The following is a 22,605-nucleotide window of genomic DNA, read 5'->3' as shown; positions in this document are numbered from 1 at the left end:
TTAACCATTAACCATTAACCATTAACCATTAACCATTAACCATTAAGTTAAAGTTTTCCAGCTGCCATAACCAGCAATATCCATCCCACAATGAGGAGCAAACCGCCTATCGGAGCTATTGCGCCGAATTTTGTAATCCCAGTGAAACAGATGGCGTACAAAGATCCAGAGAAAATGATAACGCCAAAAATGAAAGCGTGACCTGACCAGCCTAATAATTTTACTGCATCATCTCCCGCCCGCTGCAACAAAAGTCCTACTAAAACCATAGCCAGAGCGTGATAAAACTGATATTTTACTGCTGTTTCAAATGTGTCCATTCTGCCGGAAGCTTCAAGCATTCCCTTTAACGCGTGAGCGCCAAAAGCACCAAGTGCTACGGCTAATGCACCAAAAATACCGCCTGCCTGAATTATGAATTTCATATGTTTTGATAGTTGAAAGTTAGCTATTTTGTCGAGATGACTATGGGCAAAGTTAGGTTTGAGAATAGGGGCAACCAACTCTTTGATGAAAATTTATTTTAACTTGCAGTCAGAATCTACAATCTTGAAATATAGTACCCGGGAAAAGATTACAAAATGACAATAGAACGTTTCAGGCAGCTTTGGACACACCGCTATTTTAAGTATTCACATATTTTTAAAGCTCATTTGCTGGCCTATCAGGCCTGGATTTATTTTAAAAACAAAAAAGCAAAATTTACAGAAGGTCAGGAGCTTATTGCGATTGTCAGAACGGAACATTTTGGCGATATAGTGGCTGCTGAGCCGATAAGCAGATATGTGCGGTCACTGCATCCAAATGCCCATATTGTCTGGTTTGTAAAGACATCCTATCATGAATTGATCGATTTTAATCCTTCTGTGGATGAAACTTTCGGCGAATTTTGTGTAACCCAACGAAGGCTTTTATTTGAAAAAAATGTTTTTGACAAGATTTATCCGCTCCAATTCAGCAATAATAATCATTGCGCAAAATGCCAGGTTTTTCTTGATAATCCGATTGCGGATCGCAAAGGGATTAATGTAAGTACTTATTTTAATTTCGGTAATTTACTGGAGGTGTTTGCTCAGACCGCCGATTTAATTGATAGTAAAACACCTTTTCCGGCCGATGATCAGCCCAGATTATATTTGCAGGAACAGCATCGCCAAAAAGTTGATTCTTTGCTCTTGCCTGAAAAATTCATCGTTATTCATTGTCAGTCCAACTATGCGCCAAAGGATTGGCCAGCACAGCGTTGGGATGAACTTGTAAGCTGGCTTGTTGAAAATTATTCTTTCAAAATTGTTGAAATTGGGCTGAAAAGTAACTTAATAACGAAAGAGCCGGATTACAGAAATCTATGCGGACAATTGTCTATTTTAGAAACCGCAGAAGTTATAAAAAGGGCAGATTTTTTCATTGGCCTGGATAGTGGCCCGTCTCATTTGGCAAATGCGGTAGGCACCACAGGCGTTATTTTAATGGGATCTTTGGGAGCATTTCCATCTTACAATCCATATTCGGGAAGTTACGGGCGACAGGAAAATGCGTTTTTTGTACGTCAGGAAGGAAAAATGTGTTCAGAACTTTCTTTTGAATTTGTAAAGGAAAAAACGGCGAATGTACTTAATAAAGCTATTTTAAAGAGAGAATAAAAGAATATGAAATTCTCTCTTTAAAATAAATCACTAATTATCTTGCTCCGAAAATAGCACTGCCAACTCTTACAAGCGTACTCCCTTCTTCCACTGCAAGCAGAAAATCTCCGCTCATGCCCATGGAAATTTCTTGCATTTTGACGTTCGCTTTTTCATAGGTTTTAAACGAATCAAACAGCGTTTTCAAATGACGGAATTCCAGGCGTACTTTTTCTTCGTCATCAGAATTGGAAGCCATGCCCATCAAACCAACGATGCGGATATTGGTAAGTGAAGGCAATGCTTCAGATTCCAGTATCTCTTTTGCTTCCTCATCGGAAAGACCGAATTTCGTTTCTTCTTCCGCTATAAATATTTGAAGAAGACAGTCAATAACACGATTGTTTTTTGCAGCCTCCTTATTGATCTCTTTTAAAAGTTTGAAATTATCAACCGAATGAATCATGGAAACATAAGGCGCCATGTATTTTACCTTGTTGGATTGTAAGTGGCCAATCATATGCCATTCGATATCTTTGGGTAAAACTTCGTACTTTGCGGTCATTTCCTGAACTTTGTTTTCACCAAAACGACGGAATCCTGCCTGATAGGTTTCTTCGAGAACCTCAATTGGTTTGGTTTTTGTTACAGCAATTAATCTTGCTTTTTGTTGTAACTGATCTTCAATTTGCTTGATGTTTTGAGCAATTTCAGGCATTATATTTATATAAAATTTTTGATAATGAATAATTTACACCGAATATTTGAGCCTTGGTTTTGACAAATCAGGCTTAACTTATTTCAAAATTGAAAAAAACATAGTTCTTTTACCAACTAATTAAAAAATTAACTCTCTTTATGGACTATAATCAAGAACAAAAGCAAGATCGGAAAACTCTTCTATGGGCTGCTCTGGCCGTTTTAGCATTGCTTAATTTGGTACTTGTTTATTTTATATATCACGAAAAACAGGAAAATAGAGTTAAAGACGATATTATTACTGCAAAAACCGAAGAAGTTTTATTTACCAAAACGAAACTTGATTCAATATCTGCTGAACTGGATACAAAAATCGCCGAAATTCAGCAATTAGGTGGTAGTGTGGATTCTTTGATAGAGTTGAAAAAACAACTTGAAAAAGACAAGGAAGAATTGAAAAATGTTAACAATTTCTCAGCTTCAAATTTCAATAAGAAGATTAAATCTTATGAAAATGTTTTATCACAAAAGGATACTGAAATCGCTAATCTGCGTGAGGAGTTAGGCATAGTAATAAACAAAAACCAGGAACTGAGCCAGCAGGTTACAGGTTTGGAGTCTGAAAAGCAGTTATTAAATGATTCCGTCAACAATTATTCGGCTCAAAACCGCGAACTGGCAGAAAAAGTAACTTTGGCTTCCGCTTTACGTACGGAAGAGCTTACAATCCATGCCGTTTCTGCAAAAGGAAAAGAACGTGATGGTGATAAATTCAAGGCAAAAAGAATTGATAAACTGCGTGTTAGCTTTAAACTGGGTGAAAATGCAGTTGCCAAACAAAATGAAAAGGATATTTATCTGCGTATTCTCGATCCGGATGGTGCGGTACTTTCGGATATGGCAACCGGTTCAGGTGCATTTAGCTATAATGGAAAGGAAGTGATTTACAGTTCAAAACAAACTGTAAATTTCTCTAACAGCCGTCAGCAGGTTGATATTTTTTATGGCCGGGGTGGAATTCCAATGAAAGACGGTAAATATGCAATCGAAGTTTATAGTGAAGGATTCAAGATTGGACAGGGAGATTTCACGGTTAAGTAATCCGTAACTGACTAACTTTCTGATAAATACAAATAGGGCTTGGAATTCTCAATTCCAAGCCCTATTTTTGCACCCTCATTATTGGTTCCAGTAGAACATAATGAGAATCAAATTCAATTTATATTTAAATATTTGCCGTATGTCTAAGCAGTATGAAACGGTGTTCATTCTAACTCCCATCTTGTCTGAGGCTCAGATGAGGGACGCCGTTGAAAAATTCCGTACGCTTATCACTGAGAATGGTGGTACGCTTGTACACGAAGAAAACTGGGGATTGCGTAAGCTAGCCTACCCCATCCAAAAGAAAAACACAGGTTATTACAATGTGTTTGAGTATTCGGCGGAAGCCGGAGTCGTTGTTGATGTTTTGGAAACAGAATTCCGTCGTGACGAACGCATTATGCGTTTTTTAACGATCGCCCTTGACAAAGATTCTCTTGCTTACAACGAGAAAAAACGTAAAGGTCTGATTGGCAGAAAGAAGGAAGAAACAACTGAATCTAAAACCGAAGCATAAGCTATGTCACTCGTAAACGAACCGGTTGAAAAAAACATCAACCGCAAAAAATATTGCCGCTTTAAGAAAGCAGGCATCAAGTACATTGATTACAAGAATCCTGACTTTTTGTTGAAACTTGTAAATGAGCAAGGAAAGATCTTGCCACGTCGTCTTACAGGTACAAGCTTGAAATACCAGCGTAAAGTATCTCAGGCAATTAAAAGAGCACGTCATTTGGCATTATTGCCTTTTGTTGCTGATCAATTGAAATAAAATAGAAAGAGATACTATCAATGGAAATCATACTAATAACTGATATTGCCGGAGTAGGTTATAAGAACGACATCGTAAACGTAAAAGCGGGTTTCGGTCGTAACTACCTTATTCCGCAGGGTTTTGCCTTATTGGCTAATGACTCTAATCGTAAAATCGTTGCTGAAAACGTACGTCAGGCATCTCACAAAGCTGAAAAGCTTAAGAAAGATGCAGAAGATATCGCAGCAGCAATCGGCGATTTAATAATCGACATTCGTACTGTGGTTGGAGAAAGCGGTCGTATTTTCGGACGTGTTACCAACACTCAGGTAGCTGATGTACTTAAATCAAAAGGTTTTGATATCGACCGTAAGAAAATTACTGTTGATGATGTAAAATCGGTTGGTACTTATTCGGCGCTTATCGATCTACACAAAGAAGTGAAACACAAAGTAACTTTGAACGTAATCGCAGCAGAAGATTAATTATTAGTCTTCTTCGATATAAAAAAATGACAACCTGAAAGGGTTGTCATTTTTTTTATGCTAAAAGCTAACTCCTAAAAGCCAACAGCTAATTAAAGTGCCGGAATACGTAAAACCTGTCCTGGATAAATTTTATCAGGGTGGGTCAGCATTGGTTTGTTAGCTTCGAAGATGATAGGATATTTCATCATGTCTCCGTAAACAGCTTTGGCGATCAGAGAAAGTGTATCTCCTTTTACAACTGTATGATAAGTAGCTTCCGGAGCCGGTATAGCCACCTTTAATCTGTTGTCTACAATTTTAACTCCTTCAACATTACCAACAGCAAGAGCGATTTTTTCTGCATCTTCCTGTTTTGCAACTTCGCCTTCAATCGTTACAGTATCGGTAGAAGTTTTTACAGAAAGGGAATTGTATGCCAATCCAAGTTGCTTCACGTGAGCTAAAAGAGCGCTGGCACGAAGTGGTTCTGTCTCCGGCGTCGGAGCTGCTGCTGCCTCTTTGTGGAAAATTTTTTCTCCTACTCCCTGAAAAAATGACATTAGTCCCATTGTAAAATTTGTTTTTTGTGTGTAAAAAAAGTTTAACTATTGAGTTCAAAGCTACTGTATTTTTCAAATACAACAACTCTCAGACGGAAAAATAGCAAAGTCGTCACATCATTTATAGAATTTATTTTATCAATAATTTAATGCAATAACAATCCTCAACTTTGTACTTTTGTATTTGATTAACTAATACAAATATTATACCCGCTTTGCATGAATCGTAACGAGTCACTCCTAAGATTAAAAAATGAGCATTTTGATATTTGTATAATTGGCGCAGGGGCAAGTGGTGCGGGCTGTGCGTTGGATGCTGTTTTAAGAGGTTATAAAGTGGCGCTAATTGACCGAAAGGATTTTGCTTCAGAAACTTCTTCACGTTCTACAAAACTGATTCATGGTGGTGTGCGTTATCTGGAACAAGCTTTCAAAAATCTTGATTTTGCACAATTAAAACAGGTTCGTCACGGACTAGAAGAAAGGCATATCGTATTAAATAATGCACCACACCTGGCAAGGCCGCTGGCATTAATGACTCCTGTAAATTCCTGGATTGAAGGGCTGTATTTTAGTATTGGTCTTAGAATGTACGACTGGTTTGCAACAAACGATTCTCTGCCAAAAAGCAAGTGGTTAAAAAAGGAAGAGGTTTTGGCGAAAATGCCTACACTTAACAGAAGCAAATTACACAGTGCCGTCATGTATTACGACGGTCAGCTGGATGATGCGCGTTATTGTCTTGCCTTGTCAACTTCTGCCTCAGAAGCGGGTGCGGCAGTTGCCAATTATATCGAAGTTAGTGGATTTGAAAAAAGTCGGGATGGGGAATTAAAAAGTGTGCAGGTGCAGGATACACAGTCTGAGGAAAAATTTACGATCAATTCTAAAATTGTAATCAACTGTACCGGACCATTTTCTGATAAAATACGGCATTTCGCCAATGGCTCTTTGTCGAGCCGGATACGGCCGAGTAAAGGTGTTCATGTAGTTCTTCCTTATGAAGTTTTGAATAGTAAAAATGCGATGTTGATTCCGAAAACACCGGATGGTCGCGTCGTTTTCGCCATTCCTTTTGAAGGATCTATGTTGCTTGGTACAACCGATACGGATTCGCAAGATATTGTGAATGAGGCTACTTTAACTAAAAAAGAAGTTGATTATCTGGTAAGTACCTTAAATCCGTATCTGGATAAAGAGATCGATATTTCAAAAATCAAAGCGGGTTATGGTGGATTACGGCCATTGCTGTCTGCTGATCCGCATAAGTCTACCAAAACATTGTTAAGAGACCATGAAATCGAGATTGATCAGGTTTCCGGGCTTGTCAGTTTATTGGGTGGAAAATGGACAACCTATCGTTTGATGGCGAAGGATACGATTGATCAGGCGGATATTATTTTTGGGAAAACGAATGAATGTACAACCTCGGATCATTTATTGACCGGTGGTGCTAATTTTGATTACAATTCCTGGAAGTTTCTTGTGAAGGACTTTAATTTACCAGAAGATGTGAGCAAGCATCTGGTAAGTAAATATGGTTCGAGAGCCAGTGAAATTGGAAAACTTACCGCCGCAAACCCTGTACTTAAAGAAAAACTGGACTCGAATTATCCATACATCAAAGCAGAAGTAATTTACACGGTCCGTCATGAAATGGCGATAACCCCGAGAGATTTTCTGGCAAGAAGAATTCGTATGGAAATCACGGATTGGCAGGCCACATTAAAATGTTTACCGGAAGTAGCGACATTGATGGGAGAGGAGCTGGGATGGAGCGATGCTTTAAAGGAAAAACATATTCTGGAATATAGTCAGGAAATAGAACAATTTATGGCAACAGCCGCAGGCGAAATGGTTGCTAAATAGCAGGTTATAGTGAAAGTTAGAACATGTTTATAAAAGATTTATCCTGTATTTCGGCTCAGCAGACCTATGACGAGGCTTTCTTTGAAATGGCTCTGAAAATAAATATTGGAAACCGATATATGGCTATCGAGCCAGGATATGGAAATTTAATCCCCGCTGGTTTGCTCAGAAGAATGGGGAAAGCTGTTCGCATAGGCGTGGGCACAGGACTTCCGCTAATTCAAAAAAATCCGGATCTGGACGGCATTATACTTGCAACGACAAACGGCGGCTTGGAAGATTGTCTTAAATTCCTCAACCAAATTGTCGACTACAATGAAGGGACTCTGACGCCTACCAATTTCGTGCAGAGCACTCCTAACGCAGTGGCAGGAAACCTGGCGCTCATGAGCAAGATAACAGGATACAATGCCACGCATGTGAATAATTACCTTGCTTTTGAAGGGGCCTTATTAGATGCTTTTTTACTTTTTGAAGAGAAAAAAGCAAAATCATTGCTTTTGGGAAATATAGAGGAAATTTCAGATTACAATTATAATATTGACCTGTTTGCAGGCTCCTGGAAAAAGGAACAAACGACATCGGGAACATTATTAAACTCAGGAACGTCCGGAACCGTTTGCGGTGAAGCTGCGGTAATGTTTGTTGTTGAAGCTGAGAAATCTGAGAATTCGCTCGCTGAAATTGTTGATGTTGATCAGATTAGCTATGCTGATAAAGACAAATTAAGAGAAAAACTGAATTGTTTTTTGACAAAGAATAAAATTGAATTGTCAGAAATTGACACACTTATTTTAGGTTATAGTGGTGACAGCCGGAACGATCATTGGTATAGCTGGATGCACGAAACGCTATTTCCTGAAAGTACTGTTTACAACTATAAAAATCTGGTAGGCGATTTCCCAACCGCTACTGCTTTTGCAGTTTGGATGGGGGCTCATATTTTGAATGGAAAGAAAATGCCGGACGAGACTTTGCTAACGAAGGGAATAATTAGGAAGCCTGAGAAAATCCTGGTTTATAACCATCATAAAGGAATTCAACATGGATTTATTTTGATGTCCGGCCTGTAAAATTGAATATAAAAAAAGCTCCTGACGCATCAGGAGCTTTTTATTGATTAATTCGATTACAAATTAACCCTGGGATTCTCTTTCATCTTGATGACTTTCGCAAGCGTCGGCAAAATGGTATCATGCTTTTTTACAAAAGGATTAGATTGGTCCCAGACGTAACCTGCCAAAACAGAGCATATCTGGTTTTTAATATCTTCATTTATTTGTTTGGCAAAAACAATTGTCTGGAAATCTCCCGCATACCAGCCTGAAACATAACTTCTGAAAACATTGATTCCACCCTGAACCACATCTTCGTATTCCTTTTTCCAGTCTACTGTTTCTCCCTGCAAATGTTTGTGGGTCATTTTAGCAGAAAGTAATCCTGATGCCGTGGCAAAAGTAACTCCTGATGAAAAAATCGGATCGAGGAATTCTGTGCTATTTCCCGATAAAACGAAACCTTCACCATACATCTGTTTCACCCCGACCGAATAACCGAGGATATGTTTTGGCTCCCATTTTAGTGCTGCATTTTTAAAACGGCCTTTCAAATCATCGAATTCCCGGATGAAATTTTTATATTTTTCTCCACCGTTTTCAGCCATTTCTTCAATTTTCTCGCGATTTCCAACAACGCCTACGGAAGTCGAACCATCCGAAAAAGGAATCGCCCAGATCCAGGATTTGTTATCGTCGAAAGAGTGGACGAAAATATTGTTGCTCGCTTTTTCTGTCCGGTTTTTATCTTCCAAATGAGAAAAAATAGCACCACGAGGAGAGAATGCAGATGGTTTGCTCAGATCAAATAATTTTGGTAAAACACGTCCGTAACCGCTCGAATCAATAATAAATTTTGCCTCTATCGTAAATTTATTTCCATCAACATCTTTATATTCAACAACTTGTTTTTCTTTGGAACAGGTTACATTCAGTACTTCACATTCAAAATTCACATCTACACCTTTCGCCCGCGTTGCTTCGGCAAGTGTCAGGTCAAAATCAGCCCGTTTTACCTGCCAGGTCCATGTCCAGCCTTTTGTAAATTGTTCAGAAAAGAAAAATTCACAGCGATTTTCGCCACGCATAAACGCTGCTCCTGTCTTTTTTTGGAAATTTTTAGGAACTACCGCTTCCAGAAGTCCTGATTCGTCAAGGTGTTCCATGCAACACGGCAGAAGACTTTCGCCAATCTGGAAGCGTGGAAATTTTTCTTTTTCTAAAATTGTAACATCATATCCCTGCTTTTTTAAATAGGCTGCGGCAACGGTTCCGGCAGGTCCGGCCCCGATAACCACCACATCAACTTTGGCATGATCAAGCATCTTTGACTTTTTGAATAAGTTTATCTTTATCTACAAATGAAAAGCAGGTAACAAAAGCGCTGGCCGTCACGCCCAAAATACCGTGCATGGCAATGTTTTGTCCGGTTAAATGCAAATTCGAAATTCTTGTTTTTGTATTAATCTGCGTTCTGGTGGGTGAGGCTGAGTTTTGCAAAACACCATATAGCGACCCGTCTTTATTACCAATGTAATCCCGAAAAGTAAGTGGTGACGTACTATGAACCGAACGAATTTTATCTTCAATGCCCGGAAATAGTTTTTTAACTCGTACCATTACCTGTTCTTCTTTGTGTTTTTTGAATCTGAGATACGATTCTTCACGTTCTCCGGGTTCAGATACAGTTCGCAAGCTATGGCTCCATTCCTCAATTTCCTCACTTTTCATGTAGGTCATGATGGACATGGATTCTGCATATTTTTCATTTTTTGAAATGAAGGGCGTGCAGACAAAATAAGTTTGCGGCCAGGTTTCCTGATCATACTCAACACCTCCCCAAACATCCTCATTATGATGTTGATAAATATTATAATTCAGGTATTCAAAAGTATTTTCCTGAAATGTGATGTGTAGGATAAAAGTGGAAATACTATTTTTTAGCGAACGAATACGATTTCTGTAAACCGGTAAAAACCGGTTTTCTCCAAAAATATCGATCGTGACAGCCGGGTGTATATTGGAAATATATTCTTTGCCTCTGAAAACCTCTCCGTTTTCAGTAACAACACCGGTAATTTTTCCTGCATCATTATACTGGGCACCCACAACCTTTTTCCTTTTTAAAATTTCGCCTCCGAAATTCCTGATTGCCCTGCTAAGCTGGATCGCAATTTGAGAGCCACCGTTAATAAATTTATAAGATCCTGATAAATAGCTGTTTAAAATCAGTGCATGAACATAAAAGGGAGTCATTTCTTTTACACCTGCATAAAGCAGATTGGTGCCTGCAAGCACATTTCTCAATCTTTCATTTGTAGTCAGCGAAGCTATGTAATCATATGCATTGAGCTCCATCATGTCACTGTCCATCTGATAATTGGGCCCTGTTGTCATCAGATTGTAGAGTGGAAATTTGCCGCAAGTTTCTTTTATTTTGGCACAATAGGTCTCAATTACGTCTTTTTCATCCGGAAAATATCCGATCAGATTTTTCTTGAACTGATCATATCCTTGTCCGTAAAAGTATTCTGACCCATCATCAAACCGGACGACATCGAACTTTTCGTCGTCCATCCGTTTCAGTTTCATTTTATCAAGAATACCGAAATATTTGAAAAACTGATAAAGATTTTCTCCCTTGTCCAGACTTCCGACATAATGTACGCCTGTATCAAAGATGGTTTTGTCCCGGCTATATACCTGAAGAAGGCCACCAATTTGATGATTCTTTTCGAGAACGAGTACACTATGCCCTTCTGAGGCTAGAATATATGCACACACCAGTCCTCCCAAACCACTCCCCACGATTACAAAATCATACTCCTTTTCAGACTCTTGCTGCATGTAAATGATTGTTTCAAATAAATTATCCGGCCGGAAATCCCGGCAAGATTTACAAATAATTTCTTATTTTAACTTTTATTAATTTAACGGTTATTTCCCGTGGATCAAAAATCCATTATTTGAAACTTATTCCGTTATTTGGTAAGAGGATGGTTTTCTTAAAATGATCAATACGTTTGAGGTATTTTTTGAGTGCTCCTGCATTTCAAAATCCAGCTGATTTTTTTCGGCAAATGTTCTTATATCAGAGGAGGAGAAAAAATGAAATTCGGTATCTTTTTTATTAAATGAAAATAACCCGGTCGATAATGCTTCTGTGCGTTCTGTATTTTTGTGTTTCTCTTTCAAATCCGTGATACCGTCTCTGATAAACAGAATTCCGCCTGGATTAAGAGCCTTCGCACATCGGTCCAGTGTGATCTGCTGTTTTTCTTCTGAAAGATAATGAAGTATATCATTTAAAAATATTATATCCTGATTTGCCAAATCGGTGGACATGATATCCTCATACCGGAATTGCAGATTTTCTGTTTTGTTATAACTATTCTGAGCGATTAAAATCTTGTCTTCATCGTAATCAATACCAGTTATAACTCTGTTTTCATTTTTATAATGAAGATAAAATGAAAGATAACCATAGCCACAGCCAACATCCAGAATGTTTTTCCGGTGTCCGATTAATTCATTATAATACGTATAATTTTTCGCTTCCAGATTCCATTTTGTTTTGAAATACCATTCCAGAACGGGTCCTTTGAAAACGTAATTTGTGAAAATTTTAGGTTTGAGATAAGTTGTATCTTCCATCTCATCCTTATAAAATTCAAACTCTGATTTAAAATGCGCCGAGATATTCTTTGTTTTATCGCGCAGACTTTCTCCCCATCTCGGATCATTGTAAGGTAATCGTGGCAAAACTCTTACGTTCAAAGCACCCGAACGAATCAGGAAATCGCCCTTTGGCAAAACATCCGAAGCTCCGTGAATTAAAATAGGTTGAATATCAAGTTTTAATTCCTGGGCCAGATGAAATGCGCCTTTGTGAAAGCGGCCAATTTTCCCATCTTCCGAGCGCGTTCCCTCTGGGAAAACAAGGATTGAATAACCTTCTTCAATCAGTTTTTTCATCCGCGCAATGTTTTCTTCCGGGCCTGCTTCTGTGTAAATATAACCTGCAAAACGAATGATCGGGCCGAAAAAAGGCGAGTTATAAACCCATCCTTTCACCATCATCACAATTTTTGGATTGATCATAATAGCAAGCAGAATATCAAGGAAAGAAGTATGATTTGCAATGTAAATGACTGGTTTTGAGATATCCATATGCTCAGTCCCGGAAAAGTTTTTCTTTACATGCGGACCGGAATAAATGACGCTTTTTGCGAAAAATGCCAGTGAATTATTAATCATCTGCTTTTTTCTGATTTTCGAAATCGGTAGAAGAATGATGAGTATCAGCTTGGAATGAAGAAAAAGGCAACCTGAAAGAAAGTAGGTGAAACTGCTGATACTGAGAATAAACGGAAGCAGCGTTACCGGAGCTTTTTTACGTTTGATACGATTTTCAACGAAGAAATTAAAAATAACAGGCTGAACAATGAAGGACACAAAAAGAATACAAACAATGCCCAAAACGCTAATCAGCGCAATGGAATGAATTGCAGGATGTTCGGCAAAAATTAAAACACCGGTTCCAACGATCGTTGTGCAGGCAGAAAGTACAATCGCAGACTGGTAGGAGCGAAGTGTATCTTTTCCATATTTATATTTACTTAAAAGTCCTTCCGTGACAAAAATGCTGAAATCGTCTCCAAGTCCGAAGATGAAAGTCGTAATGACCACGTTAACAAAATTGAATTTTATTCCCAATAAAGCTGCGATTCCTAAAATCCATATCCAGCTGATTACCATCGGAATAAAGGATAGAAATGTCAATTCAAATCTTCCATAAACGATTAATAGGGTCAGGAAAACGATCGAGGCGGAAATGATCAGAATATAATTGAAATCATCTTTTACCATCGTCAGCAATTCAGCGGCCAGTTCACCACGATCAAAGATTTCGACGCCGTCGATTTTTCGTAATGCCGTTTTTAAGGATGGTAATTGATCCTGTTTCGCTACAATGGTCGTGATAAGTGTCGTTTTTCCAGGACTGCTTTCAATCAGATTATTTAACCCTAACTCAGAAAACAATTCTTTTTCTTCAACCGGATTTTCGTTTTCTCCTGAAATCCAGCTTTTGAAATTGTCAAATGCAGCGCCATTAAATCCGTTTTGTGAAGCAGATTGATTCATTACGGAAAATGTCTGAGCTTTTTTATCCGAATTCCAGAAATTAGCCCAGCGTTCTTTTCTTTCTTTTTTTAGTTTTTCAGGAATAAGAAATGAGCCGGAGGAAACAAAACCGTTGATTTTTTTATTCGTTTTAAGCGCCGTCAGTTTTTGAAATACTTGATAATTTAATTCTTCCGCTTTTTCTTTGTTTTTATCCATTGAAAAAACATAAATCCTTTTCTCATTTTCCGGATTTATTCCTGTCAAAAGCTGCTCTTTTTCTTTGAGATCGGCACTGTGGATACTCAGGTTTTCGAAGCTGCTGTCGAATTCTGTGAACTGAGAATAATAAAGAAAAACAACCGTGAGAATTGCGACCAGAAACAGAATAGCTGAACGGAGTTTTGCCGGGACTTTGGGGAAATTAAAAAATTTGATTTCGCCCGGAATATTTTTGTAATCAAAATTAAAAGCCTGTAAAACAACTGGTAGACCAATTAATGTAAAAAGTGCTGCGCCGGATAAACTTAAAGAAGCAAATAATCCAAAGTCCTGTAAAACCACAGAATTCGCAAAATGAAGCGCACTAAATGCAAGAATCGTGGTCAGACTTCCAGTCAAAAGTGGCTCACTTACTTCCTTGACAGCAATTTTTACAGAGCCGGTATGCCGGAGATGTGTGAAAAAATGAAAAGAATAATCCAGTAAAATTCCGAATAATACTGCGCCCGTTGCCAGCGAAATCCCTGAAATTTCAGGTCTGAAAAAGCCAATGATTCCCAAGGCAAAAACACCACCGAAAATCGCTGGCAATACGATATAAAACGGAATCAGAATTTTCCGGTAATACAAAATCATGATGAGCAAAATCGCTGATAATGCGATGATCATCGTGGTATAGGAATCGTGTTTTACCTGAATTGCATTTTGAGCGGCAATTTCAAAAGTACCGAAATAGGAAAACTGATTATCAGGATGTTGTATGCTCCAACTGGCTTTAAAAGCCTCAACATTATTATATAATTCAATATTTTTGGCAGAATTCCCGGAATCATAATTTGTTCCGGCCATGACTATAATCTGCTTCCGATCTTTGGAAAACATCAAACCGTCGTCAACCGTCATACCGTTGGAATTATTAATCGCATTTAAATCGCGAAAATATTTACCTGAAATCCCTAACGGATCATTCAATATAAACTGACGTAGAAAAGTCCCACCGGGAGCCAGCAGTTGTTTGTAAGCATTTGTCACGGAAATCCTAATAGAATCTGCAACCGTTTTATTTGCAATATGCTGATAATAAGACGAATCGATCAGTTCAGGAAAACGCGCAAAGGTGTAATCGTAAACATCCTGCTGAATGTTTGGCCGCACCGCCTGAATGTTTTTGATATACCCTTTTGTATTTTTTTCAAGAGCACCGGCAAAATTCTCCGCCAACGTTTTGGCATCCTCGGTATCGGTTTCTTCTTTTATATTAATTGAAAAAACAATCTGGTTAATGATGCTTTTATTTTCAACCAGCCTGTTGAATTCTTCAAATGTTTTGCCTTTTGGTAAAGTTGCAAAAATGCTTTCAGTGATTTTTAGCCTTGATATTCCAAAACCAAGAACGGCAGTGATGCAGATCAGCGAGAGAAAGAAAGCGGTTTTATGGCGGGAAAGGAGGGTATTTAGTCTAAGTAATAAATCTCCAATCATGGATTTGAACGTGAGTTTGGGGTAAATTTATACAAATGTACGTGTCCTGGCAAAATATTGATATTCTTGCCGGTAAATTGCGTTTCTTGTCAAAGCCATAAAAAAAGATTTATTTTACATGGGTTTTAATTACAGTAACTATAAATGAATAGTATTTCATTAGCTCAGATCGAGCAATATGCCATTGATAAGAAAGAATTTTTACTAGCTGAAGACGCACTCAACAACGTTTCAAAGTCATTCGATTTCTTAACTGAATTTTCAAAAGATAAAATCATATACGGTATCAATACCGGTTTTGGCCCGATGGCGCAGTACCGGATTGACACGGATAAATTAAATCATTTGCAGTATAATCTCATCCGTAGCCATTCCAGTGGAATTGGCAAACCGCTGGATGAAACCTATGCGCGGAGTGTGATGGTTGCCCGTCTGAATTCGTTTTTACAAGGAAATTCCGGGATTAGTACCGGTGTTATTCAACAATTGGTGCTGTTTTTAAATAAAGGAATTGTTCCTGAAATTTTTGAACACGGTAGTGTTGGAGCAAGTGGTGATCTTGTCCAGCTTTCTCATTTGGGATTAAATTTGATAGGTGAAGGTTATGTTTATGAAAACGGCGTTCGTCAAAAAACAGCGGATGTTTTGGTAAAACATGGAATCGCGCCTTTGAAAATGGAACTTCGTGATGGCCTGGGATTAATCAACGGAACTTCCTGCATGACGGGAATTGCTGCGGTTAATTTGATTTATGCCCAGCGACTTGTTCAATGGTCAATAGCGGCGTCGTCGATGCTAAATGAGATCATGGAAGCTTTTGATGATTCTTTTTCAAAAGAATTAAATGCTGTAAAACATCATAAAGGCCAGCAATATGTTGCGGAGCAAATGCGTGACTTCCTGGAAGGAAGTGAAATGATCCGTAATCGGGAGGAATTGTTTAAGGACGATACGGCGCTTCAGACCAGAGAATTTGAGAGGAAAATTCAGGAATATTATTCTATTCGCTGTGTGCCGCAAATTATAGGGCCGATTGTTGATACCATCAATTATGCGCAGGAAGTTGTTGAAAATGAGTTAAATTCTACAAATGATAATCCGATTGTAAGACCTGATGAAAATAATGTTTTCCATGGAGGAAATTTTCACGGAGATTATATTTCACTGGAAATGGATAAGGTCAAAATTGTACTGACAAAACTTTCCATGCTGATGGAACGCCAGCTTAACTTTTTGATGAATAGTAAGTTGAACGGTAAATTCCCGCCTTTCCTGAATGCGGGAACCTGGGGGCTTAATTTTGGATTTCAGGGAATTCAGTTTACAGCAACATCAACAACCGCTGAAAGTCAGGCATTGTCCACTTCGGTATACATTCACAGCATTCCAAATAACAATGATAATCAGGATATTGTGAGCATGGGTACGAACAGTGCGGTTCTGGCAAAACAGGTTTTAGAAAATTCTTATCAGGTGATGTCCATTCATATCATGGCTATTTGCCAGGCTATTGATTTGTTGGAGCCGGAAGAAAAGGACAGATTATCAGCAAAAACAAAGGCGGTTTACGCGCAGATCCGAACAAAAGCATCGTTTATTAAGGAAGATGTTCCACCGGCGGAAAGTATCGCTGATGTATATCAATTAATTAAGGAAACCCCGTTTACTATATGAATTGCGCACTTGTAACAGGAGCATCCAGAGGATTGGGAAGAGCGATAGCGGTGCAATTGGCTAAGGATCATGGACTTTTTATTCTGGTTAACTATTCAACAAACCAGGAAGCGGCGGAGGAAACTTTGGCAGAAATAAGATCGAACGGAGGAAATGGAGAACTGTTGCAGTTTAACGTGCAGACCAAAACCGAAGTGGATGAAGCATTAAATGGCTGGAAGAAAGCAAATCCAGAAAATTCCATTGGTGTTTTGGTCAATAACGCGGGAATCACGCGGGACGGATTATTTATGTGGATGCCTGAAAAGGACTGGGACGACGTGTTAAATACCTCAACCAAAGGACTTTTCAATGTAACCCAGAACGTAATTCAGCAAATGCTTCGTAAAAGAACCGGACGGATTATTAACATCGCATCGGTTTCAGGATTGAAAGGTGTAGCGGGACAAACCAATTATTCAGCAGCGAAAGGTGCCATGATTGCTGCTACAAAAGCATTGGCGCAGGAAGTTGCCAAAAGAAAAATAACGGTAAACGCAGTTGCTCCCGGTTTTATTACGAGCGATATGACGAAAGACCTTAATGAAGATGAATTGAAACAAATGATCCCGATGAATCGTTTTGGGAAGGCGGAAGAAGTTGCGCATCTCGTAAGTTTTCTGGCATCGGACAAGGCTTCTTATATCACAGGAGAAGTAATTAATATCAACGGAGGAATTTATTCATAATGAACCACAGAGTCGTTATAACCGGAATTGGCATTTATTCTTGTCTGGGAGAGAATCTTGGAGAAGTTACTAAATCACTATATGCCGGAAAAAGTGGTATTATTTTTGATCAGTCCAGAAAGGATTTTGGTTTCCGGTCTGCCCTTACCGGTATGGTGAAGGAACCTGATTTGAAACCATTCCTTTCCAGAAGACAACGTTTGGGTATGCATCAGCCTGCAATGTACGCCTATATGTCGACAAAAGAGGCGATGGAAATGTCGGGTCTTGATATTGATTTTCTTGAAACGACGGAAACAGGGATTATTTTTGGCAATGACAGTACAGCTGCTTCTATTGTAGAAGCGTTCGACAAAGCAAGAGAAAAATTTGATACTACTTTAATCGGAAGCGGTGCTATTTTTCAGAATATGAATAGCACGGTAAATATGAATCTTTCAACTATTTTCAAGTTAAAGGGGATCAATTTTACATTAAGCGCCGCTTGTGCTTCCGGTTCTCATTCCATCGGGATGGGATATATAATGATTAAACAAGGATTACAGGATAGGATTATTTGTGGTGGTGCTCAGGAAATCAATATGGCTGCGATGTGCAGTTTTGATGGTTTGGGTACATTTTCCGTTCATGAATCTGATCCTGCAAAAGCATCAAGGCCATTTGATCGTGATCGGGATGGACTTGTTCCAAGTGGTGGCGCGGCAACCGTTATTCTTGAATCATACGAGGCGGCTGTCAAACGTGGAGCTCCAATTCTTGCAGAAGTTGTAGGATACGGTTTTTCTTCAAATGGGGATCATATTTCAAATCCAAGTATGCAGGGACAGGTCAGATCTTTGGAGATGGCTTTAAAAAATGCAGGAACTTCGGCAAATGAAATTGATTATATCAATGCACATGCAACGTCTACACCTGTTGGTGATAGTAGTGAAGCAAATGCAATTTATGAGGTTTTCGGTGGCAAGGTTCCCGTAAGTTCAACCAAATCCATGACGGGCCATGAATGCTGGATGGCTGGTGCGAGTGAAATTGTTTATTCGCTTTTGATGATGAAAGAAAGCTTTGTGGCTCCTAATATCAACTTTGAAAATCCGGACGAAGAATCCGCTAAAATCAACATCATCGCACAAACAACAGAGCAAAAAATTGATTGTTTTCTTTCAAATTCTTTTGGTTTTGGCGGTACTAATTCTACTTTAATAATAAAAAAAATCTAATCAGGAGTCTGGTTGAAACCGATTTATTCAGGGGGAAAGTCCGGAATACTGGTACACTACGCCATGCTCACAGCATAATGTCAATTACAGTTGTTGATGATCATTTCATTATTTCAAAGTAATTTTTGATATTTTTTTATATATAAAGCTGTCGGGTAACGTTTTATGTGTTTTAAAATTATAATCTGTATGAAATTTATATTAATTAATGGATTATATGTTAAAAATTAACGCGAATTTGAAAACTATAACCAAAGAATAAATTAATTTTGTAGGCATGAATGAAACATTTGTTACAATGGGATTGGAAGATATTATCGAGGATACCAGGGATTTTTTGTCAGAGGAGTTTGAGGTAGATAGAGATCTTATTCTTCCTGAGAATAGTTTAAAGGATACATTGGATCTGGATAGCCTGGATTATGTTGATCTCGTTGTATTGATCGAAGAGAATTTGAATATTAAGGTCACCGGTGAAGATTTTAAAGAAATTGAAACATTCGGAGATTTTTACGCACTTATTCAAAAGAAACTATCGCTTTAACAAATGAGCCGTTGGGATGGTAAAACCAAAGGATCTTTATTAGGCTATAAAATTTTCCTTTTTCTGATTAATGCCCTGGGGCTCAACGCTGCTTATGGGCTTTTGCGGATGGTATCGTATTATTACTATCTGTTTGCTGCAAAACCGAAGGAAGCACTTCTTGATTTTTATAGTAAAGCACTACATGTTTCGGGTAAGCCAGCACTTGTTCTGGTGAGACAAAACTTCTTTATTCTCGGTCAGACTTTGCTCGACCGGGCAGCTTTTCTTTTGGGAAAGGATAAAAATTTCACGCATACTTTTGAAAACGAGCAGTATTTACTCGACATAAGAGATAAAGGAAGAGGCGGTATTTTGCTGAGCGCGCACCTGGGAAACTGGGAAACTGCGGGCAATTTGCTAAAAGGAAGAGTGACGCCCACAATCAATATTGTAATGCTGGATGCCGAGGTTGAAAGTATTAAAAAATTCATGGATCTTTCCACAGGAGGATCCAGATTTAAGATCATACCGATTAAAAATGATTTGTCGCATGTTATTTCAATCCGTAACGCGTTGTTGAACAATGAGTTTGTAGCCATTCATGCAGACCGGTATCTGGAAGGTGCAAAGTATATCGAACTTGATTTTCTTGGTAAAAAAGCAAAATTTCCTTTTGGACCTTTTGTGATCGCTTCCAAATTTGATGCACCGGTAACCTTTGTTTTCGCTGCAAAAGATGGTAAATTCAGTTATCATTTGAGTGCTACAACGCCGATTGAAAGCAAAATGAAGCCGGAAGAAATAGCTAAGTTATATGTAGCGGAGTTAGAACGGAAAGTCCGGCAGTATCCGGAACAATGGTTTAACTATTTCAACTTTTTTCAGGAATGATCATAACAAAAGAAAATATAACGAATTTCATTCCACACAGAGCACCGTTTTTAATGATCGATAATCTGATTTTTGCAGACGCAGAGCGTTTTGAATCGGATTTTTTTATTGAAGAAAATAATGTGTTAGTGCGTTCGGGTTATTTTGAAGAATCCGGTTTGATAGAAAATATTGCACAAACCTGCGCTGCCGGTTTTGGTTTTCTTGATCATGGAAATGGGGCAGAACCTAAAATTGGTTTTATTGGCGCTGTTACAAAACTGGAAGTTTTTGAGCTTCCTGCGATTCATTCCAAAATCAACACAATCGTTACTCCAACATATCAGTTAGGGAATATTTTTCTGGTAAAAGGGGAAAATTACTGTAATGGACGTAAATTGCTTGAATGTGAAATTAAAATTGTGGTTACTTAAATCGTTTTGGTCTGCGATTAACGTAGCTTATTATAAAATATGCTTTCTTCTGAAATTGAAATTGATATAAGATTTAGTGAAACAGATGCCATGGGCGTTGTCTGGCATGGCAACTATCTCAAATTTTTTGAAGATGGTAGAGAAGCTTTTGGCAGAGAATTTGGACTGGAGTATTTGACGATTTTCGATAAGGGTTATTTTACTCCCATTGTAAAATCAGAAATTGATCATAAAGCATCGGTGTTTTACGGACAAAAAATTAAGGTAATTACTAAATTCATTTCTTCCAAAGCGGCTAAAATAATGTTTGAATATCAGGTAATTAACCTGTCAACAAATGAAATTTGTGCCGTAGGCAAAACGATGCAGGTATTTCTTGATCGTCAATCCAGAACGCTGGAATTGTTAACACCGGATTTTTACAGGATCTGGAAAGAAGATCATCTTGTATAGTTTGATTTAAATAATCCCTGACAGAATTTTAGTTAAAGAATGATTTTTATTGGTGCTGAGGAAATAATAAGTCCATTGGGACAAAACATGGAAGAAAATTTCCTGTCGGTTTATGAAAACCGTTCAGGGATTTCCTTAATTCCTCATGCTGGTTTTAACGATGAATCGATTCATTTATCAAAAATTGCTGGCATTCCAAATTATAACAAATTTGAGTTTCTTATAATTGATATACTCGAAAAAGTATTAAAACAGGTTGATCCCAGTATTGTTTTGTCAAAAAAGACAATTGTTATAATCAGCTCCACCAAAGGTGATCTGGATAGAAATATTTCGAACCCCTTTGCAGATTCCATAACTGCATTTGTAAAGTATTTTGAACTGGCCAATGAGCCGATTGTGGTTTCAAACGCATGCATATCCGGTGTTTTAGCAATTAATGCAGCTGGTAATTTTATAAAATCAGGATTGTATGATCACGCCATTGTATTGGGTTGCGATGTCATTTCTGATTTTGTTCTATATGGTTTTCAATCCCTTTTTGCTGTAAGTGCTAAGCCTTGTGCACCTTTCGATGTTGACAGGGACGGTATTACTTTGGGAGAAGGCTGCTCGGCCGTTGTGTTGTCCAGTTCAAAAGAAATATTTCAAAAATCTTCTTTTCAGTTACTCACTGGCACTTCTGCTAATGATGCAAACCATATATCTGGTCCTTCAAGGACGGGAGAAGGTTTGTTCAGAAGCGTAAAGAAGACGCTTGAACAAAATCATATCGATGGTAATGAAATTGATTTTATTTCAGCACATGGTACGGCTACTGTTTTTAATGATGAAATGGAAGCCATTGCTTTTGAACGTTTGGAAATCAATGAGAAACCACTTAATAGTCTGAAAGGATATTTTGGACATACCTTAGGAGCAGCCGGCGTAATTGAAACGGCGATTTCTCTACAAATGATGCGAAATAATTTACTGGTTAAAAGTCTTGGTTATAAAGAATCCGGTACTTCAAAAACCTTGAATATCGCCACAGAAAATAAATCTTCCGAATTAAATACAATTTTGAAAACCGCCTCAGGTTTTGGAGGTTGTAATGCATCCTTAGTCATTCGGAAAATATGAGTTTTATTACCGTTTGTTGTCATATCAATGAAAACTCCTGCTTTGTAAACGGTGAAACTGTTTTACATAAAAATGAGGAATCTCCGGACAGTTGGTTCAAGCAATTGTATAAAGAACTCGGCATAGAATATCCGAAATTTTATAAAATGGATATGCTTTCCCAGGGAGGTTTTATAGGATCAGAATTTATAAAAAGAGCTAAGCCTGATTTGATATCAAAATATAAAGATGATGAAATAGCTCTCCTTTTTGCGAACAGCAAATCAAGCGCGGACACCGATATTCGTTTTAAAGAATCCTTTCTGGAAAAGAAAACACCAAGTCCATCCTTATTTGTTTACACTTTGCCCAATATCGTTTTAGGGGAAATTTCGATTAGAAATAAATGGTTTGGTGAAAATATGTTTGCCATTTTACCTAAATTCACACCTGATTTTTTCGTGCAGTATGGTACGATTTTATTAAATACAGGCTCAAAGGCCATGCTCGCGGGGTGGCTTGGGATATCGGAAGGGCGGGTGCAGGTTTTTATGTTTTTAGTTGAAACAGAAAACACTAATGGCGAAAAGTTTGATGCAGAAAATATTTTAAAATACTCAGGTCTTTGAACGTATTGATGAAAA

The 22,605-nt window shown here is 38.2% G+C and carries 22 protein-coding genes; 16 read left to right on the top strand and 6 right to left on the bottom strand.

Features of this window, described 5'->3' with window-relative positions; translation table 11 throughout:
• Positions 1 to 47: 47 nt before the first annotated feature.
• Positions 48 to 425: a DUF423 domain-containing protein gene (locus FZF08_RS19250; RefSeq protein WP_159471718.1), complete on the bottom strand. Its 378-nt coding sequence runs from the start codon at positions 423 to 425 to the stop codon at positions 48 to 50.
• Between the two features lie 156 nt (positions 426 to 581).
• Here FZF08_RS19250 and FZF08_RS19245 point away from each other — a divergent pair, with 156 nt between their 5' ends.
• A complete protein-coding gene (locus tag FZF08_RS19245; RefSeq protein WP_159471715.1) occupies positions 582 to 1,643 on the top strand; it encodes a glycosyltransferase family 9 protein in 1,062 nt (353 codons plus the stop codon).
• A 37-nt stretch (positions 1,644 to 1,680) separates the two neighbouring features.
• Here FZF08_RS19245 and FZF08_RS19240 read toward each other — a convergent pair whose 3' ends face one another.
• Positions 1,681 to 2,343 carry a YggS family pyridoxal phosphate-dependent enzyme gene (locus FZF08_RS19240; protein WP_159471713.1) on the bottom strand — a complete coding sequence of 221 codons (663 nt, stop codon included), beginning with the start codon at positions 2,341 to 2,343 and terminating at the stop codon, positions 1,681 to 1,683.
• A gap of 140 nt (positions 2,344 to 2,483) precedes the next feature.
• On the opposite strand from FZF08_RS19240, the gene FZF08_RS19235 reads away from it, so the two are divergent.
• From FZF08_RS19235 to rplI, 4 genes are all read left to right on the top strand, one after another.
• Entirely contained in the window at positions 2,484 to 3,425 is a 942-nt protein-coding gene (locus tag FZF08_RS19235; protein WP_159471711.1) for a hypothetical protein, read from the top strand.
• 139 nt (positions 3,426 to 3,564) lie between these two features.
• Positions 3,565 to 3,942, top strand: a complete 378-nt coding sequence (rpsF, locus tag FZF08_RS19230; RefSeq protein WP_159471709.1) for a 30S ribosomal protein S6 — start codon at positions 3,565 to 3,567, stop codon at positions 3,940 to 3,942.
• A 3-nt stretch (positions 3,943 to 3,945) separates the two neighbouring features.
• Positions 3,946 to 4,197 (top strand): 30S ribosomal protein S18, encoded by a 252-nt coding sequence (rpsR, locus tag FZF08_RS19225; RefSeq protein ID WP_015811483.1) that lies wholly within the window; start codon positions 3,946 to 3,948, stop codon positions 4,195 to 4,197.
• 20 nt (positions 4,198 to 4,217) lie between these two features.
• Positions 4,218 to 4,664 (top strand): 50S ribosomal protein L9, encoded by a 447-nt coding sequence (gene rplI, locus FZF08_RS19220; RefSeq protein WP_159471707.1) that lies wholly within the window; start codon positions 4,218 to 4,220, stop codon positions 4,662 to 4,664.
• Between the two features lie 92 nt (positions 4,665 to 4,756).
• Here rplI and lysM read toward each other — a convergent pair whose 3' ends face one another.
• Positions 4,757 to 5,215 (bottom strand): peptidoglycan-binding protein LysM, encoded by a 459-nt coding sequence (lysM, locus tag FZF08_RS19215; RefSeq protein WP_159471705.1) that lies wholly within the window; start codon positions 5,213 to 5,215, stop codon positions 4,757 to 4,759.
• Between the two features lie 210 nt (positions 5,216 to 5,425).
• Between lysM and FZF08_RS19210 the strand changes: the two genes are divergently transcribed.
• Together FZF08_RS19210 and FZF08_RS19205 are read left to right on the top strand one after the other, a co-directional pair.
• Complete coding sequence (locus FZF08_RS19210) at positions 5,426 to 7,075, top strand: glycerol-3-phosphate dehydrogenase/oxidase (protein WP_159471703.1); 1,650 nt, start codon at positions 5,426 to 5,428, stop codon at positions 7,073 to 7,075.
• 23 nt (positions 7,076 to 7,098) lie between these two features.
• The gene (locus tag FZF08_RS19205) at positions 7,099 to 8,148 is read left to right on the top strand and encodes a beta-ketoacyl synthase chain length factor (protein WP_159471701.1); all 1,050 of its coding nucleotides are present in this window, start codon (positions 7,099 to 7,101) and stop codon (positions 8,146 to 8,148) included.
• 56 nt (positions 8,149 to 8,204) lie between these two features.
• On the opposite strand, the gene FZF08_RS19200 is transcribed toward FZF08_RS19205, so the two are convergent.
• The 3 genes from FZF08_RS19200 to FZF08_RS19190 all read right to left on the bottom strand — a co-directional run bounded on the left by FZF08_RS19200 (position 8,205) and on the right by FZF08_RS19190 (position 14,958).
• A complete protein-coding gene (locus FZF08_RS19200) occupies positions 8,205 to 9,455 on the bottom strand; it encodes an NAD(P)/FAD-dependent oxidoreductase (protein ID WP_159471699.1) in 1,251 nt (416 codons plus the stop codon).
• Positions 9,448 to 10,977: an NAD(P)/FAD-dependent oxidoreductase gene (locus FZF08_RS19195; protein ID WP_159471697.1), complete on the bottom strand. Its 1,530-nt coding sequence runs from the start codon at positions 10,975 to 10,977 to the stop codon at positions 9,448 to 9,450. Before FZF08_RS19195 ends, FZF08_RS19200 begins: the two co-directional genes overlap by 8 nt.
• A gap of 126 nt (positions 10,978 to 11,103) precedes the next feature.
• Entirely contained in the window at positions 11,104 to 14,958 is a 3,855-nt protein-coding gene (locus tag FZF08_RS19190; protein ID WP_159471695.1) for a trifunctional MMPL family transporter/lysophospholipid acyltransferase/class I SAM-dependent methyltransferase, read from the bottom strand.
• Between the two features lie 144 nt (positions 14,959 to 15,102).
• Between FZF08_RS19190 and hutH the strand changes: the two genes are divergently transcribed.
• The 9 genes from hutH to FZF08_RS19145 all read left to right on the top strand — a co-directional run bounded on the left by hutH (position 15,103) and on the right by FZF08_RS19145 (position 22,590).
• Complete coding sequence (gene hutH / locus FZF08_RS19185) at positions 15,103 to 16,632, top strand: histidine ammonia-lyase (protein WP_159471693.1); 1,530 nt, start codon at positions 15,103 to 15,105, stop codon at positions 16,630 to 16,632.
• Entirely contained in the window at positions 16,629 to 17,360 is a 732-nt protein-coding gene (gene fabG, locus FZF08_RS19180) for a 3-oxoacyl-ACP reductase FabG (RefSeq protein WP_159471691.1), read from the top strand. Before hutH ends, fabG begins: the two co-directional genes overlap by 4 nt.
• Positions 17,360 to 18,577 carry a beta-ketoacyl synthase gene (locus tag FZF08_RS19175; protein ID WP_159471689.1) on the top strand — a complete coding sequence of 406 codons (1,218 nt, stop codon included), beginning with the start codon at positions 17,360 to 17,362 and terminating at the stop codon, positions 18,575 to 18,577. The genes fabG and FZF08_RS19175 overlap by 1 nt, the downstream gene beginning before the upstream one ends.
• Positions 18,578 to 18,854: 277 nt before the next feature.
• A complete protein-coding gene (locus FZF08_RS19170; protein WP_229216602.1) occupies positions 18,855 to 19,121 on the top strand; it encodes a phosphopantetheine-binding protein in 267 nt (88 codons plus the stop codon).
• Between the two features lie 3 nt (positions 19,122 to 19,124).
• Positions 19,125 to 19,994: a lipid A biosynthesis acyltransferase gene (locus FZF08_RS19165; protein ID WP_159471687.1), complete on the top strand. Its 870-nt coding sequence runs from the start codon at positions 19,125 to 19,127 to the stop codon at positions 19,992 to 19,994.
• The gene (locus FZF08_RS19160) at positions 19,991 to 20,407 is read left to right on the top strand and encodes a hypothetical protein (RefSeq protein ID WP_159471685.1); all 417 of its coding nucleotides are present in this window, start codon (positions 19,991 to 19,993) and stop codon (positions 20,405 to 20,407) included. Before FZF08_RS19165 ends, FZF08_RS19160 begins: the two co-directional genes overlap by 4 nt.
• Positions 20,408 to 20,446: 39 nt before the next feature.
• Positions 20,447 to 20,860: a thioesterase family protein gene (locus FZF08_RS19155; RefSeq protein ID WP_159471683.1), complete on the top strand. Its 414-nt coding sequence runs from the start codon at positions 20,447 to 20,449 to the stop codon at positions 20,858 to 20,860.
• A gap of 87 nt (positions 20,861 to 20,947) precedes the next feature.
• The gene (locus tag FZF08_RS19150) at positions 20,948 to 21,982 is read left to right on the top strand and encodes a beta-ketoacyl synthase (RefSeq protein WP_229216601.1); all 1,035 of its coding nucleotides are present in this window, start codon (positions 20,948 to 20,950) and stop codon (positions 21,980 to 21,982) included.
• A complete protein-coding gene (locus tag FZF08_RS19145; RefSeq protein WP_159471679.1) occupies positions 21,979 to 22,590 on the top strand; it encodes a hypothetical protein in 612 nt (203 codons plus the stop codon). The genes FZF08_RS19150 and FZF08_RS19145 overlap by 4 nt, the downstream gene beginning before the upstream one ends.
• Positions 22,591 to 22,605: the final 15 nt, after the last annotated feature.

Source organism: Dyadobacter sp. 3J3 (genome assembly GCF_009801115.1).
In the GTDB taxonomy this organism is placed as follows: domain Bacteria; phylum Bacteroidota; class Bacteroidia; order Cytophagales; family Spirosomataceae; genus Dyadobacter.
Note: the sequence above shows the minus strand (reverse complement) of the source record. Positions and strands in the feature narration are given on the sequence as shown.